At 43.4% G+C, this 14,378-nt stretch carries 14 protein-coding genes; 10 read left to right on the plus strand and 4 right to left on the minus strand.

What is annotated here, in order from left to right; genetic code table 11:
- Nucleotides 1-5 precede the first annotated feature (5 nt).
- Both fis and purH read left to right on the plus strand, forming a co-directional pair.
- Nucleotides 6-305, plus strand: a complete 300-nt coding sequence (gene fis / locus W234_RS14040; RefSeq protein ID WP_025647022.1) for a DNA-binding transcriptional regulator Fis — start codon at nt 6-8, stop codon at nt 303-305.
- Nucleotides 306-665: 360 nt separating this feature from the next.
- Nucleotides 666-2,243, plus strand: coding sequence for a bifunctional phosphoribosylaminoimidazolecarboxamide formyltransferase/IMP cyclohydrolase (purH, locus tag W234_RS0111705; RefSeq protein WP_025647023.1), 1,578 nt, complete (start codon nt 666-668; stop codon nt 2,241-2,243).
- 95 nt (nt 2,244-2,338) lie between these two features.
- On the opposite strand, the gene W234_RS0111710 is transcribed toward purH, so the two are convergent.
- From W234_RS0111710 to W234_RS0111720, 3 genes are all read right to left on the minus strand, one after another.
- Nucleotides 2,339-4,213 (minus strand): SurA N-terminal domain-containing protein, encoded by a 1,875-nt coding sequence (locus tag W234_RS0111710; RefSeq protein ID WP_025647024.1) that lies wholly within the window; start codon nt 4,211-4,213, stop codon nt 2,339-2,341.
- A 134-nt stretch (nt 4,214-4,347) separates the two neighbouring features.
- Entirely contained in the window at nt 4,348-4,506 is a 159-nt protein-coding gene (locus tag W234_RS14590; RefSeq protein WP_156923996.1) for a hypothetical protein, read from the minus strand.
- 111 nt (nt 4,507-4,617) lie between these two features.
- A complete protein-coding gene (locus W234_RS0111720; protein ID WP_025647025.1) occupies nt 4,618-4,890 on the minus strand; it encodes an HU family DNA-binding protein in 273 nt (90 codons plus the stop codon).
- 675 nt (nt 4,891-5,565) lie between these two features.
- On the opposite strand from W234_RS0111720, the gene W234_RS0111725 reads away from it, so the two are divergent.
- The 8 genes from W234_RS0111725 (at nt 5,566) to fdx (ending at nt 12,757) form a co-directional block, all read left to right on the plus strand.
- The gene (locus tag W234_RS0111725) at nt 5,566-6,147 is read left to right on the plus strand and encodes a hypothetical protein (RefSeq protein WP_319802573.1); all 582 of its coding nucleotides are present in this window, start codon (nt 5,566-5,568) and stop codon (nt 6,145-6,147) included.
- A gap of 599 nt (nt 6,148-6,746) precedes the next feature.
- Nucleotides 6,747-7,256 carry an Rrf2 family transcriptional regulator gene (locus tag W234_RS0111730; protein WP_025647027.1) on the plus strand — a complete coding sequence of 170 codons (510 nt, stop codon included), beginning with the start codon at nt 6,747-6,749 and terminating at the stop codon, nt 7,254-7,256.
- Nucleotides 7,253-8,479 carry an IscS subfamily cysteine desulfurase gene (locus W234_RS0111735; protein WP_025647028.1) on the plus strand — a complete coding sequence of 409 codons (1,227 nt, stop codon included), beginning with the start codon at nt 7,253-7,255 and terminating at the stop codon, nt 8,477-8,479. The genes W234_RS0111730 and W234_RS0111735 overlap by 4 nt, the downstream gene beginning before the upstream one ends.
- Before the next feature lie 152 nt (nt 8,480-8,631).
- Complete coding sequence (iscU, locus tag W234_RS0111740; protein ID WP_025647029.1) at nt 8,632-9,042, plus strand: Fe-S cluster assembly scaffold IscU; 411 nt, start codon at nt 8,632-8,634, stop codon at nt 9,040-9,042.
- A gap of 182 nt (nt 9,043-9,224) precedes the next feature.
- A complete protein-coding gene (gene iscA / locus W234_RS0111745; RefSeq protein WP_025647030.1) occupies nt 9,225-9,545 on the plus strand; it encodes an iron-sulfur cluster assembly protein IscA in 321 nt (106 codons plus the stop codon).
- 88 nt (nt 9,546-9,633) lie between these two features.
- Nucleotides 9,634-10,218, plus strand: coding sequence for a Fe-S protein assembly co-chaperone HscB (gene hscB / locus W234_RS0111750; RefSeq protein ID WP_025647031.1), 585 nt, complete (start codon nt 9,634-9,636; stop codon nt 10,216-10,218).
- Nucleotides 10,219-10,456: 238 nt separating this feature from the next.
- Entirely contained in the window at nt 10,457-12,334 is a 1,878-nt protein-coding gene (gene hscA, locus W234_RS0111755) for a Fe-S protein assembly chaperone HscA (protein ID WP_025647032.1), read from the plus strand.
- A gap of 84 nt (nt 12,335-12,418) precedes the next feature.
- Nucleotides 12,419-12,757 (plus strand): ISC system 2Fe-2S type ferredoxin, encoded by a 339-nt coding sequence (gene fdx, locus W234_RS0111760; RefSeq protein ID WP_025647033.1) that lies wholly within the window; start codon nt 12,419-12,421, stop codon nt 12,755-12,757.
- Nucleotides 12,758-12,902: 145 nt separating this feature from the next.
- On the opposite strand, the gene W234_RS0111765 is transcribed toward fdx, so the two are convergent.
- Nucleotides 12,903-14,288 (minus strand): adenylate/guanylate cyclase domain-containing protein, encoded by a 1,386-nt coding sequence (locus tag W234_RS0111765; protein ID WP_025647034.1) that lies wholly within the window; start codon nt 14,286-14,288, stop codon nt 12,903-12,905.
- Nucleotides 14,289-14,378: the final 90 nt, after the last annotated feature.

Below are 14,378 nucleotides of genomic sequence, written 5' to 3' on the forward strand. Positions count from 1 at the left end.
ACCTTATGACACCATCTGTACAGGGCTCCGCCAATCATTTTGCCCAAAGCGTACATTATGCAAGCTCAGCTGAGAGCTCTGAGCCTTTACGCTATCATGTTGAACGTGTGGTTCGTGAGTATTTTCTAGCCTTGGGCGACGAGCTACCAACTGATTTGTATGAGCTTATCTTAAAAGAAGTCGAGCTACCATTATTGACCGTAGTCCTCGAAAAGACTCGCGGCAATCAAACCAAGTGCGCGCAAATATTAGGGTTGAATCGTGGGACTTTACGTAAAAAGCTAAAGTGCTACGACTTGATGTAATGCTTCAAGCTGCTAGTTCATCTTCTAGGCGCTAAAGCGGCGAGTATTTTGACTAATAATTTGGGCAAACAAGACAAAATTTTGTACATACTAGCCAATATGTTTTATCATATCGGCCTTTATACTATTGCCTTAACCGATGAATCACTAGGCCAATCGTAATCACATAAACAACCATATCAGGCACCACATATTTTATAATAGTTATCACGACCTACTCATGGCAATAATTAAGCCGATTTTTTATGGCTTGTCTTGCCTATATCCCCTCGCCTGAGCCTATACGGTATCCATCGCTAGCAGCCTATGCTTGCGGTTTAATGCCTTTTATTTTCAGGATTTTTATGGAATGATTTTATTATGACAAAACCACTAGCTCTCCTCTCAGTATCTAATAAAGCAGGTATTGTAGAATTCGCTCAAGGCTTAATTAAATCAGGTTTTGGCCTATTGTCTACGGGCGGCACTTATCGTTTGCTACAAGACAATAATGTCGAAGTCACAGAGGTCTCTGACTATACAGGCTTTGCTGAGATGATGGACGGCCGCGTCAAAACCCTACATCCCAAAATCCATGGCGGTATCTTAGGCCGCCGAGGTACTGACGATGCGATCATGAATGAGCATGCTATTGAGCGCATTGATATGGTGGTCGTCAACCTATATCCGTTTGCTGAAACGATTGCACAAGCTGACGTGACTATGACTGATGCTATTGAAAATATTGATATTGGTGGCCCTACTATGGTCCGCGCTGCGGCAAAAAATCATGCTGATGTTGGCATCGTAACCGACCCTAATGATTACGAGCGCGTTCTATCTGCTCTAAACAAAGGCACGACGCTGACCTCAGCGTTACGCTACGATTTGGCAGTGAAGGCTTTTGAACATACGGCTCAGTACGATGGCATGATTGCAAACTTCTTAGGCAGCCGCGTTAACGACACACAGCAGCCAGAAGCTTTTTCTCGTACGCTCAATCTACAATTCGATAAAATGCAGGATTTGCGCTACGGCGAAAACCCGCATCAAAAGGCCGCCTTCTACGTCGAAAATTCTGCTTTAGATAAAAAAGAAGCGTCGATTGCCACTGCTAAGCAGCTACAAGGCAAAGCCCTATCCTATAATAATATCGCTGACACAGACGCGGCGCTTGAATGCGTAAAAGCCTTTACCGCGCCTGCTTGCGTCATCGTCAAACATGCAAACCCTTGCGGTGTTGCCGTTGATCCTGATCAAGTCGCTGCCTATCGCACCGCCTTTAGCACAGACCCTGAATCCTCTTTTGGCGGTATCATCGCTTTTAATACTGCGCTTAGCGTCGCTGCGGCAAAGGACATCATCGATAACCAGTTTGTCGAAGTGATCATTGCTCCCAGTATCGAAGATGGCGTGCTAGAGATAACGGCCGCGAAGAAAAACGTACGAGTATTGGTTTGCGGCGAGCTACCAGTAACGACTAACCGCCAAAGCAAACTCGACTACAAGCGCGTTAACGGTGGATTACTGGTGCAAGAGCAAGACTTGGACATTATTGGCGCTAATGACTTACAGATCGTCACTGACGTACAACCGACAGAGGCTCAAATTGCCGACTTGCTGTTCACTTGGACTGTCGCTAAATATGTCAAATCAAACGCTATTGTTTATGGTAAAAACAAGCGTACTATCGGCGTTGGTGCAGGTCAGATGAGCCGTGTCAATTCTGCTCGTATCGCTGCTATAAAAGCTGAGCATGCAGGCCTTGCCACTGAAGGCGCTGTCATGGCTTCAGACGCCTTCTTCCCTTTTCGTGATGGCATTGACAATGCTGCTGAAGTCGGTATTGCTGCTATCATTCAGCCCGGTGGTTCTATGCGTGATGACGAGACTATCGCTGCAGCTAATGAGCATGGCATAGCCATGGTATTCACTGGAATGCGTCATTTCCGCCATTAACCCGGTATCGATAAGCTTGCTTAACTATTAAGTACAACTGGTACACACAAAAAGCCACCGTAATGACGGTGGCTTTTTTGTGGCTAACCTTGTATTTAGCGAACCTGAGCGTTCGCCATATTCGCTTCATTGATCTCAACGTTATACACTAAACGTAGGTAGTCTAAGTAATCCTGCAACTGATCTTGGCCTAAATTATCACGGATAATAGCAGCGGTTTGTACTTTTTCTGCTGCAGATAGCTGCGACTCACCTTGTGTTTCTATATGGTCACCTACTAGCACTGACGCCCCCACTTCCGTAGGACTGGCTATCGCCACTACTCCATTCATAGGTGCTTGCTTACTAAACGCAAGGCCACGCTCTTTATCAGATAACAAAGGCGTTTGACGATTGATCTCACCCAATGCTTGAAAGGATACAGCTTGCTTTGCGATATCATCGACAGTATCAATAGCGGCTGCTACTTTTTTGGCATCGGCTAGAGCTAAAGCACTGGCTTTTTGTTTGCGTAGGGTTTGCGTGATAATCGGGGTCGCTGCGGCTAAGCTTAGAGTCTCAGTAGGACGATAGTTGCTCGGCTGCGCCCAGACCATACCATTACCGACTTCAATACCAGTCGTTACCGCTTGATCCTGAATAGTAAAATCATCAAACGCTTGTTTGATCACTGCAGGCTGCGCGAGTACGGACGTATTGTTTTCTTTGCGGTAGTCATTGATCCGCTTAAGCGTCACATTTTCTTGTTGAGCGATATCTTCGATACTAAAGCCGTCTGCTGCCAAATCATTAATAGCAGTGACTTTATCAGCATAAATCGTCTGGCGCTTATACTCTTTGGCTTTTGCCGTCAGCTCTTCGCGCATACTCTCCATAGTAGGCACGTCATCACTATTGTCTTCAGTGACTTTGAAAATCTGATAACCAAAGCTCGTATTGACGACTGGGCTCACTTCACCGACGGTTAATCCCTCAAGAGCGTCCTCAACCTTATCAGCATCATTACCAAATACCGAAGGATTAAAACGGCCAATAGCGCCGCCGCTTGCACCAGTAGGGTCATCAGAGTACTGTTCAGCCAGCGCAGCAAAATCTGCACCGTTATTTAGCTCGGCCAATACCTTATCAGCGCGTGCTTTGGCATCATCGCCGCTCAAAAGTATTTGGCTAATCATGCGCTCGTCACTCACCCCAAGCTGTTGCTTATAGCTCTCATACTGCTGTTCTAACTCATCTTCAGTCACTTGCTTAACTTCAATGTTAGCCGGTAACAGCTGAATATAAGCAAGATCGACCATAGCGTCGCTTTTTAGCTCATCTTTATTGGCATTATAATACGCCTCTACATCCGCCTGACTGATTTGTACTTGTTGCTGGTAGTCCTGCCAGTTGAAACGATGCAACCAAACCTTACGGGTCTCAAGCTGCAAGTCGATCAGCTGGTTGACAGCGCGCATTGGATAGATGGCTGTTCCCACAATACTGGCGTTGAGCTGATCTAGACTCAACTGATTGCGAAACTCTGCAAATAGCTGGTTTTTAGTCATTCCGCGCTGACGCAAGAAGTTTGAGAATTGATCATTAGAAAAATTACCTTCTGCGTCTTTGAATATCTCTTCTTGCAACAATAAGCGATTGATCGTGTCATCAGATACAGTCATACCCAGCTTGCCTGCTTGCTGCTCGAGTAAAGTGCGATCAATAAGGCCTTTTAACACTTGCTCATGCAGCACATCTTCATTGATCAAACTGGCATCATCGACCTGATCTAATAGCTCAGTACGGCGGCTGTTCACCGCAGACTGGTACTCGCTAAGTCCAACACTTGCCTCTCCTACCTGAGCGATTTGGTTGGGATCGACATTCCCGCCAAAATAGCTCTCAACACCCAACAACGCTAATGGCGCTAGGCATAAAATCAATAAAATGCGACCAGGCCAAGTTTTTAAAAAATCGCGCAATTTATCCATAATTATTTCTGCTTTATTAAACCGTGTTGGGAGGACCATTTTAATGCTATCAGTCGTCATAGGACTGACAATGGTCAGAATCAATAATATACAATACTTGTTAACAGGTCAGTATCTTGTCGATATATAAGTCTTCAAAACTTATCAACGCTATAGCTTATTAACGTTAGAAACAGGAGAATGACTGCTATCTCACTCAGCGCTTGGGCAAGCAAAACCTGCGCGCCTATGATACGTGATTTTTGCCATAGACTCAAAATATTCGTTTCGCCTTTACCAGCTTTTTTACCCATAAAAAAAGCACCTCAATTAAAGATGCTTTTTTTGTGCTATTTATCATGTTGTTTTAAGACAGCTAAAACCATAACTAACCGCACTGAATACTTCACAGCTTAGAGTCTGGCTTAGTTTAAGCGCTCTTTTAGGTTTTTACCGGCTTTAAAGCTAGGTACTTTACTAGCTGGGATAGCCAATTCTTCACCAGTCTTAGGGTTACGACCAGTACGTGCTTTGCGATCTTTAACACTAAAAGTGCCAAAACCTACTAGTGAGATGCTCTCGCCAGCTTCTAGTGCTTCACCAACGCTTTCCATAACAGCGTTCAATGCATCACCAGCTTGAGTCTTATTTAAACCGCTTTTGTCTGCGATGCTATCAATGAGTTCTGACTTATTCATAAAATTTCCTTCAAGTTTAAGGGCTATAATAAACGCTAGCTTCCGCTATTGTATCGCTCTAATAATGCTTAAGCAATAACGATAACTAGAAGCTTACGTGGTTGTGGTTACGCTTTATTAAGGCCTTTATATCAAGGCAGCATAGGGAGCGCAAGCGATTTTACATTTTTTTGTGTACTCTACAACGCATTCGACACTCAATATTACGTAAAATACCAGTAACTTTCTTACCTAGATTTTTATTGCTTTTATTTCTTAGCTGCTATTTCACTCTCTAACTTGTTATTTTAATTACCTATTCTATGAATGGCTGGTGCTCTGACATAAACAATATTGCCAATATTGCAACAATTCGGTTACTGACACTAGATAGCATTATTTTTATGATAAGTTTGTCAGTATGGTAGCAACCCCATAGCAGCAACGCTCCTGAACTTGAACGGACTAAGCAGCTTAACTAAAGAATGCCAAGACGCATTGACACATTTAAATTTTGACATACTGCGTTTTTACGCTACTCTTAGCAAGAATTTGCATTACTACTGATTCACTATATTGTGACTCTACTCATTTACCTCATAACCCTCCACCTTATAACAATGGATAATTGACATGAAGCGTTCTACATTGTCTCATTCTCTGCTAAATATCATTTTGGTTTTTATTGAATCAGCAATGACGTTATTATTACGCTTAGATCCTGAGCTACGTAAAGCAGCATACCCTTTGGCTAAACAAAACACGCTAGTGTGTTTGCGCTTATATTTGCCTCATGTCGAAGTGTTTGCCACTTTTAGCTATAAAGGGGTACTGTTAGATACAAGTATGCCGCCCGATCGTAGTGAGCCTGACGTCGTTATCAATGCTTATAGTATGCAGGTCATCAATGCGCTCACAACTCACGATATTGAGAGCACTGAAAAGCTGCAAATGCGCGGAGAAGTAGTGCAAGTACAACTGGTCAAACAGTTTATTATGCAGGTGGGTTTAGGCGGCATCATTCAAGGGCTAATCAAAAAAATCAAAGGCAGCGGAAAAACCAAACCCAGCGATGCCGAAAAGCAGGAAAAAACTGATAACTACAAAGCACGTATCGCAGAACAACAAACGCAAATCAATACCCTTACCATAAAGAACCGCGAACTTGAAACGACGCTCAAAGAATTGCAAAGTAAGCAAAAGCTCCTGATGATAAGTGCGGTTGTAGCTGCAGTTATTGCTCTGATCGCTATTATTGCTTTTTTTATCAGTCAATAATAGAGGGCTGTATTGTTTGCTCATTATTGCTCATCGCTGTTAGCAATACGCTGTTAGCAATAAATAGTAACCCCTCATTGTAATAATAAAGATAAATAGTAGTGGTGCTTGCTGTACTACTACTTTTACTTTTCTCCTTTCAATCATTACTGGATCAAAGCATTATTAAATCTAAACCTTTGTGAATCAAAGCGTTTTATTCAAAAGCGACTCTCTCTTTAGTATTCATTTACCCCTCGCCGTTCTTAGTATAAAAATAGCAATAATCTATCGATTTTACACCTATTACTGTCAATTAATATTATCAATCACTGGCTTAAATTTAATTAACGCGTCAACCACACTTTAATCTTGACTAAATTACTCAGGATTAAGTATAATACTCATATCGCGACATTTATAGGATTAACCATCTGTTGTGAGATAGCCATAGCGTATGACTTACTGACTATGAGTTTGTTATTTATTAGCGACTAACTCGTTAGTTTCAAGCTATTCGTTGGGGCAATATGTTGAATACATCACCAGTCTGATACTGGAATGTTAAAAGCAGCACTTTACCTACTTAAGCTTACTACTAATCAGTTTGGAGATCTTTCATGCGTTTAACCACTCGAGGCAGATATGCCGTTACTGCATTGCTAGATTTGGCACTGCAGACCAGTCAACAAGATAGTGCGGTGTCTTTATCTGATATCGCTAAGCGGCAATCAATATCGATCTCCTATCTTGAGCAGCTGTTCTCTAAGTTACGTAAACGAGGGTTAGTCACGAGCATTCGCGGTGCTGCTGGAGGTTATTATTTATCAAAGCCTCTAGACGAGATTGATGTCATGAGCATCATCTCAGCAGTGGATGAGTCCGTCAATGCAATGCAATGCGAGGGACGAGGCGACTGCCAAGGCGGCACCATGTGTCTGACTCATGATTTATGGTGTGCTTTATCAAATCATATCGAGCAGTACTTGAAAAATATAACTTTAGCACAACTATTAGATATGGAAAATGTGCAATCCGTTTCAGAACGCCAGCACAGCTCTTCTAAAGAGATTTCATCAAAAGACATCAATACCATTACTTTATCGACTAGCGAGGCAAACCCAGCATGAGCCAACATAATAATTTAATATACTTAGACTACGCCGCTACTACCCCTGTTGCTCAGCCTGTTGCTGCAAAAATGAGCGAATATCTAACGGTAGACGGTATCTTTGGTAATCCAGCTTCGCGCTCTCATGGTTACGGTTGGCAAGCAGAGGAAGCCGTAGAGACAGCGCGCGGACAAGTTGCAGAAGTGATTAACGCTGATCCACGCGAGATTGTCTTTACCTCAGGGGCAACTGAGTCTGATAACTTAGCCATTAAAGGCGCAGCGCACTTCTACCATTCTCGCGGTAAGCACATTATCACGAGTAAAATCGAGCACAAAGCCGTATTAGATACTTGTCGTGAGCTTGAGCAAGAAGGTTTTGAGATCACATATCTTGAGCCGCAAAAAGGCACAGGTCTGATACTGCCAGAGCAAGTCAAAGACGCACTACGTGAGGACACCATTTTAGTCTCACTAATGGCAGTCAATAATGAGCTTGGCACGATTACGGATATCACTGCTATCGGTGAGATTACTCGCGAAGCAGGCGTTATCTTCCATGTTGATGCCGCTCAAGCCATAGGCAAAATAAAAATTGATGTCGAAACGACTAAAGTCGATCTCATGAGCTTTTCAGGGCATAAAGCTTATGGCCCTAAAGGTATCGGTGCTTTATTTGTTCGCCGTAAGCCACGTGTACGTCTAAAAGCTGAGCAACATGGCGGTGGTCATGAGCGCGGTATGCGTTCAGGTACGCTGCCAACGCATCAGATTGTTGGTCTAGGCGCAGCCTTTAGCTTAGCTGAAGAAAAGCGCGAAGAAGATCATGCTCATGTTGCTAATCTTCGTCAGAAGTTGTGGGATGGCTTGCAAGATATTGAAGAGATCTATCTAAATGGTGATCTTGAGCACAGCGTACCTAACATCGTTAACATTAGCTTCAACTTCGTTGAAGGGGAATCTTTGATGATGTCGCTAAAAGACTTAGCGGTCTCTTCAGGTTCGGCTTGTACTTCAGCAACGCTTGAGCCCTCTTACGTACTGCGCGCTATCGGCCGCTCTGATGAGTTAGCGCATAGCTCTATCCGTTTTAGCTTTGGCCGCTATACTACTGAAGAAGATATCGATACGGTACTCTCGCAAATGCATAGCGCTGTTGACAAGTTACGTGCTCTATCGCCGCTTTGGGATATGTATCAAGACGGCGTAGATCTTGACTCAGTTGAATGGGCTGAGCACTAAGATAGTCGCTAGTTTAAGTACGGCGAATACTAAGTACAACGAGTAAATAAAAATTACAGACTATTAATACGTTTGACCCCAATTACAGATAAGCCCTCGAAGTAGTAACCTTAAAATACTTCAGGACTCATCGTCTAACCAGGAGAAAACCCATGGCTTATAGTGACCAAGTTATTGATCATTACGAAAATCCACGCAATGTCGGCAATCTTGATAAAAATGCTGAAAATGTAGGTACCGGTATGGTTGGTGCTCCAGCCTGTGGTGACGTTATGCGCTTACAGATTCAGGTTGGCGATAACGGTATCATTGAAGATGCCCGTTTTAAAACTTATGGCTGCGGCTCTGCTATTGCTTCAAGCTCACTAGTCACTGAGTGGCTAAAAGGTAAAAGCTTAGATCAAGCCAGTGAGATCAAAAACAACGATATCGCTCAAGAGCTTGCTTTGCCACCCGTTAAAGTGCATTGCTCAGTCTTAGCAGAAGATGCAATCAAAGCCGCTATCAGCGACTACAAAGGAAAGCATGGCACTAGCGATACGCAAGAAGAAGTCGCGCACTAAGCGGTTTAGTTGAAGGCGTCTTATCTTTATAATAAGTCTATAGAGCGCTGAGCTTTATACGCTACGGAGGTGACAATACAGCTTATGCCATTGTCACCTTTATTTTATACCCTACTTATGAGTTTACTCATCATAATCTTAGTGATTACAGTCTCAGTTATTGATAAATAATAGGAGTTGGCATGATTGAAATGACAGAACGCGCCGCTCAGCATGTTCGAGAGTTTTTAGATAATCGCGGTAAGGGCGAAGGTATCCGCGTTGGTATTCGTACTGCAGGGTGCTCAGGTTTGGCCTATGTTTTGGAGTTTGTAGATACTCCCGACGATAACGATACGCGTTATGACAGTCGCGGTGTCAGTATTTTTATTGATCCAAAAAGCTTAGTATATCTCGATGGTCTGCTGATGGACTACGAAAAAGAAGGATTAAATGAAGGCTTTAAATTCACTAATCCTAATCAAAAAGGCGAATGCGGCTGCGGTGAATCATTTACCGTATGATGTTTCGCTTGTTTAAAATAGACAAACCTTTGATAGATTAACCCTTAAATATAACAATAAATGAGTATCACTTTTTAAAGGTCAAAATATGACTTCAGATAACCATGCGCAGCCAGACGCTCAGTTCGATAATTTTTTTGCTTTATTTGAGCAGCCTGTTCAGTTTGACTTATCTCAGCAGGCTCTAGATCAGCGCCTGCGTTTGCTACAAAAACGCTATCATCCTGACAATATAGCAAAAAGTAATACTAGTGATCATCTGCAGCAGTCTGGGCAAGCATCAGCCGTTATCAATCAAGCCTATCAAACTTTGAGTCATCCAGATAGCCGAGCCGCCTATCTATTAGATATGGCTGGGCAAGCACAGACTTTGGAGCATTCCATTGCCGATTTAGAGTTCCTTGATGATGCCATGCAGTTGCGCATTGATTTAGAAACTGCTATTGAAGATAAAGCGCGCTCGAGCCTACAGCAGTTACATCCACAGATTACTAGCCGCTTAGAAAAGCAGTCAACGCGATTCAAAGAGGCGTATCAGCAGGAGCAATGGCAAACGGCCATCGATGCGACCCAAAAGCTAAAATTCTTAGTCAAGCTCAATGCTGATATCACTATAGCGCTCGATGAGCTTGCTAATGCAGAACAAGCAGACGATGATGATCTGTATGTCTAAGCTTACAAACTGAATCTTTATGTGGTTATTAATGGCCTTATGACGATGAGCGGTCTTTACCCTTTATATCATCAGTAGCTTTTATACTGTCGGAGCGATTGCTAGAGTTACGATATCAGCGGTAATCACGTATAATCTGCCTGACTTAGCTTTGTCTTAGAAAATATATAACAACAGATTCTAATAGCCGCTTTTTTATTACCCTCTCATTTTTCACTTTTATTTTTTGAGCTGTCTTATGTCTTTATTGCAAATTGCTGAACCCAATCAAAGTGCCCAGCCTCACCAGCATCGTTTTGGCCTTGGTATTGATCTAGGAACCACGCGCTCATTAGCAGCAGTCGTCCGTTCAGGCAAGGCGCAAGTACTGCCAGCGAAACATCATGCTGATACGCTACTCCCTTCTGTTGTTTACTATCCTGCTACTGGGGCACCTGTAGTCGGCTCTGAAGCACTAGCCCACCTTGCAGATGATCCTAAAAATACCATCATCTCCGCCAAGCGCTTTATGGGCCGTAGTCAAGCAGACATTAAATTCTCACATCCTTATGAGCTCAGTGGTAGCGAAAACGCTATGCCGGCATTTATGACCGCGCAGGGGGATGTCTCGCCAGTAGAAGTATCCGCGCGCATACTAGCCGCCCTAAATGAGCGCGCAAGCGATGCCCTGCCGGCAGATAGCGTTGAAGGCGCTGTCATTACCGTACCGGCCTATTTCGATGAGGCGCAGCGTCAAGCGACTAAAGACGCTGCTCAAGCCGCCGGTATTAATGTATTAAGACTGCTTAACGAGCCTACTGCCGCTGCAGTTGCGTATGGTCTCGACAAGCCTAATCAAGACGATACTGAAAGCTACTACCTCATTTATGATTTGGGTGGGGGTACTTTTGATGTGTCTATCTTAAAGCTGACCGATGGCGTGTTTGAAGTGCTCGCTACAGGCGGTAACAGCGCGTTAGGCGGCGATGATATTGACCGCTTATTGGTCAATTGGCTGATCAAGCAGCTTAGCATAGATCCTGCTGAGGTCAGTCGCCATGACAAATCTATCTTAGCTCAGCAGGCTAAAACCTATAAGCAGGCGCTCACCGACAGCCAACAAGTAGATGTCGATATCGCTATCAATGAGCAAACTTTCCAAGGGGTATTAACTCATGAGGATTTGCTTACTATTGCACAGCCCGTTAGCCGCCGTACCTTAGCGGTCTGCGAGCAAGTACTACGCGATGCCCAACTATCAGTGACAGACTTAGATGAGGTCGTTTTGGTTGGCGGCTCTACGCGTATGCCAACTATCCAAAATACCGTAGCTGAGTTTTTTGGTAAGCAGCCGTTATCTCGTCTTAATCCTGATGAAGTAGTCGCTTTAGGTGCGGCGCAAACAGCGCATCAGCTTATCAACGGTAATAGTGATAATAACCTACTCTTACTTGACGTTACCCCGTTATCACTTGGGCTTGAGACCATGGGTGGCTTAGTTGAAGTGCTCATCCCGCGTAATACACCTATTCCCGTCAAAAAACGTCAAACCTTTACCACTTATCAAGATGGGCAAACCGGTCTAGTAGTCCATGTGGTCCAAGGTGAGCGCGAAACGGTTGAAAACTGCCGCTCATTGGGACGCTTTGAGCTGTACGGTATCCCGCCGATGAAGGCCGGGTTTGCGCGTATTGAGGTGACTTTTAGTATCGATGCGAACGGGCAGCTAACTGTGAGCGCGCAAGAAACCAGTACAGGTACGGAAAGCCAGATCGAAATCACACCTTCTTATGGCTTATCTGATGAGCAAAAAGAGCAGCTGTTAGTAGCAGGTTTTAAACATGCCGAAGAAGATAAGAATGCTCGCTCTCTGATTGAAACAAAAGTCGAAGCGGAGCGTGAGCTGTTAGCGCTACAATCAGCGCTTGGCGAATTCGACAGTTTACTCACAGCAGAAGCCAAACAAGCATTAACCACGCAAATGCAAGCCTTACAAGAAGCGCTCGCTCATGATGATCTAGCCAATATCGAGGCCCAGCAAGCTAAGCTTAAACCTTTGAGCGATGCTTTTGCAGCTAGCATCATGAACCAAAGCGTCAAAACCAGCATGGCCGGCACTAGTGCAAAAGACTGGTAGCTCATAAAGAGCGCGCTTCCCACATAGACTTTAAACGCTATTAACCCCTACATTTTTAATTAATAAATCGCGGATAGATTATTTATGCCAAAGATTACTGTACTCCCCCATCACGAGATTTGTCCTGAAGGTACTGAAGTTGAGCTTGAGACTGGTAGTAACTTATGTAAAGCGCTACTCGAAAAAGGCATTAAAATTGAGCACGCCTGTGAGATGTCAAAAGCCTGCACTACCTGTCACGTCGTCGTGCGTAAAGGCTTTAACGGTCTAGATGAGATGGACGATATCGAAGCCGATTTATTAGATCGTGCTTGGGGGCTTGAGCCTGACTCTCGTCTCTCTTGCCAAGTTGTTGTCGAAGAGGATGACTTAACTATCGAGATACCAAAATATACTCTGAACCATGCCAAAGAAAACCATTAAGCTCAATCTATGAGCTCAACAATGAGCTTTTTTTAAATTGGAAAGAAAAAATCCAGCGATTCTATTTAGAGTCGCTGGATTTTTTTATTATAAAGACATACAAACAAGTTATAAAAACAAAGCTATAAGAAATTAGATGCTGTTTTTATCGACCTGACATTTGATTATTCTCTTCTTTTTCGATACGCTCTAGCGCAAAGTTGAGACGATTTCTAATTTCTTGATAATCATAGTTTTTCATATCTTTGAAGTTAAGATGCAGATTGAAACCCGGCAAAGTATGATCGACCCATTTAGACGACTCATCCTTATCGGCATCGGGATCAAGAACCTGCCAAGCACGAATAACATCATCAAAGCCTTTTAACTTATAGCTAATTGCATATTTACACTGATAATCATGGCAAATGTAGTCATAAGTCGCTTGGCTGATCAAAATCTCATCGTTGCCCGCGGCTTGCTCGAGACGCGCTGCACGATTGGCTTCTCTACCGATAATAGTATAGTTCAATCGGCTACTACTGCCAAAGTTACCAACATGGCAGTAGCCGGTAGTAATGCCAATGCGCACGTATAGACCATCAAACCCCATCAATCGCCACTTTTGTCTCAGCGAGCGCATCTCGCGGCGCATATCTATCGCCATCGCCACACAATCTAGCGCGTCTTGACGCACTCCGCGACTATTGGGCTCACCAAAGAAGCAAACCATACCATCGCCGATAAACTTATCTAACACTGCGCCATGTTTATTAGCGATATCGGTCATTACCTCCATATAAGTATTTAAAATATCGGCTAAATTGTCAGCGCTCAAACTATCGGACAGCTCTGTAAAGCCGACAATATCTGAGAACATAATGGACAGCTTCGCACGCTTATTAGCGACTTTAACCTCACTATTTGATTTAACAATAGGTTGCCATATCTGCTGCGGTACAAAGCGGGTCAGCTTACTAATCACTGACACCATAGTGCTGAGTCTGCCTTTAGACTGCGCGGCTGTGCGGCTGTGCTCAATGTACTTATTATAAAAAAACCAAAAGTGACCGAGCACAACTAACAAGCTTGCAAACAGAATAGTAAGCGGTACGAAGCCTTTATCACAATCTATTTTAGAGCCACTTAAAGTGATACTAACATAATAAAATATCACCATAGTTATGATCGCTGCCATCAAAAGCTTAGCGCGGTTCTCTGCTTCGCTAATAATGATGCGCACGGCAATCAGCACGGCTAAACTCAAAGCGATTACTACGCAAAATTGCATCGTACCAATGACTGTCCCTAATAAAACAACAACCGCATTTGAAGTCCAAAAATTTGCTGGCCGGCGATAGTTGTATACAAGAATCATCAGACTAGGCAAAGAGATGATGACAAAAAGGGCCATCGCTGTGGGACTGAACTCATAATATAAAGCGAGAAGAGCCACACTTAGCAGCAAGACATAAACCTCAGGATAGTTAAAATTAAAACCTTCACCGGTTTTTAGTGAAAATTTCGGTTTTAACATCTCTGATATTGACATGCTGTTATTCGCTTTATTAAGTCACCGTAAAATAATCTTACAGCAGAAGGGTTAATCATAATGTTTGGATAACCGAAACAGTATGATTAT

It is taken from the genome of Psychrobacter sp. TB15 (assembly GCF_000511655.1).
GTDB lineage: Bacteria > Pseudomonadota > Gammaproteobacteria > Pseudomonadales > Moraxellaceae > Psychrobacter > Psychrobacter submarinus.

Excerpts from the sequence above, each read along its gene's own strand:
- W234_RS0111735 (WP_025647028.1), top strand. The coding sequence starts at position 7,253 with ATGAGCCAACATAATAATTTAATATACTTAGACTACGCCGCTACTACC.
- hscB (WP_025647031.1), top strand. The coding sequence starts at position 9,634 with ATGACTTCAGATAACCATGCGCAGCCAGACGCTCAGTTCGATAATTTT.
- fdx (WP_025647033.1), top strand. The coding sequence starts at position 12,419 with ATGCCAAAGATTACTGTACTCCCCCATCACGAGATTTGTCCTGAAGGT.
- W234_RS0111765 (WP_025647034.1), bottom strand. The coding sequence starts at position 14,288 with ATGTCAATATCAGAGATGTTAAAACCGAAATTTTCACTAAAAACCGGT.
- W234_RS0111710 (WP_025647024.1), bottom strand. The coding sequence starts at position 4,213 with ATGGATAAATTGCGCGATTTTTTAAAAACTTGGCCTGGTCGCATTTTA.
- iscU (WP_025647029.1), top strand. The coding sequence starts at position 8,632 with ATGGCTTATAGTGACCAAGTTATTGATCATTACGAAAATCCACGCAAT.
- iscA (WP_025647030.1), top strand. The coding sequence starts at position 9,225 with ATGATTGAAATGACAGAACGCGCCGCTCAGCATGTTCGAGAGTTTTTA.
- W234_RS0111730 (WP_025647027.1), top strand. The coding sequence starts at position 6,747 with ATGCGTTTAACCACTCGAGGCAGATATGCCGTTACTGCATTGCTAGAT.
- fis (WP_025647022.1), top strand. The coding sequence starts at position 6 with ATGACACCATCTGTACAGGGCTCCGCCAATCATTTTGCCCAAAGCGTA.
- purH (WP_025647023.1), top strand. The coding sequence starts at position 666 with ATGACAAAACCACTAGCTCTCCTCTCAGTATCTAATAAAGCAGGTATT.
- W234_RS0111720 (WP_025647025.1), bottom strand. The coding sequence starts at position 4,890 with ATGAATAAGTCAGAACTCATTGATAGCATCGCAGACAAAAGCGGTTTA.
- W234_RS0111725 (WP_319802573.1), top strand. The coding sequence starts at position 5,566 with ATGACGTTATTATTACGCTTAGATCCTGAGCTACGTAAAGCAGCATAC.
- W234_RS14590 (WP_156923996.1), bottom strand. The coding sequence starts at position 4,506 with ATGGGTAAAAAAGCTGGTAAAGGCGAAACGAATATTTTGAGTCTATGG.
- hscA (WP_025647032.1), top strand. The coding sequence starts at position 10,457 with ATGTCTTTATTGCAAATTGCTGAACCCAATCAAAGTGCCCAGCCTCAC.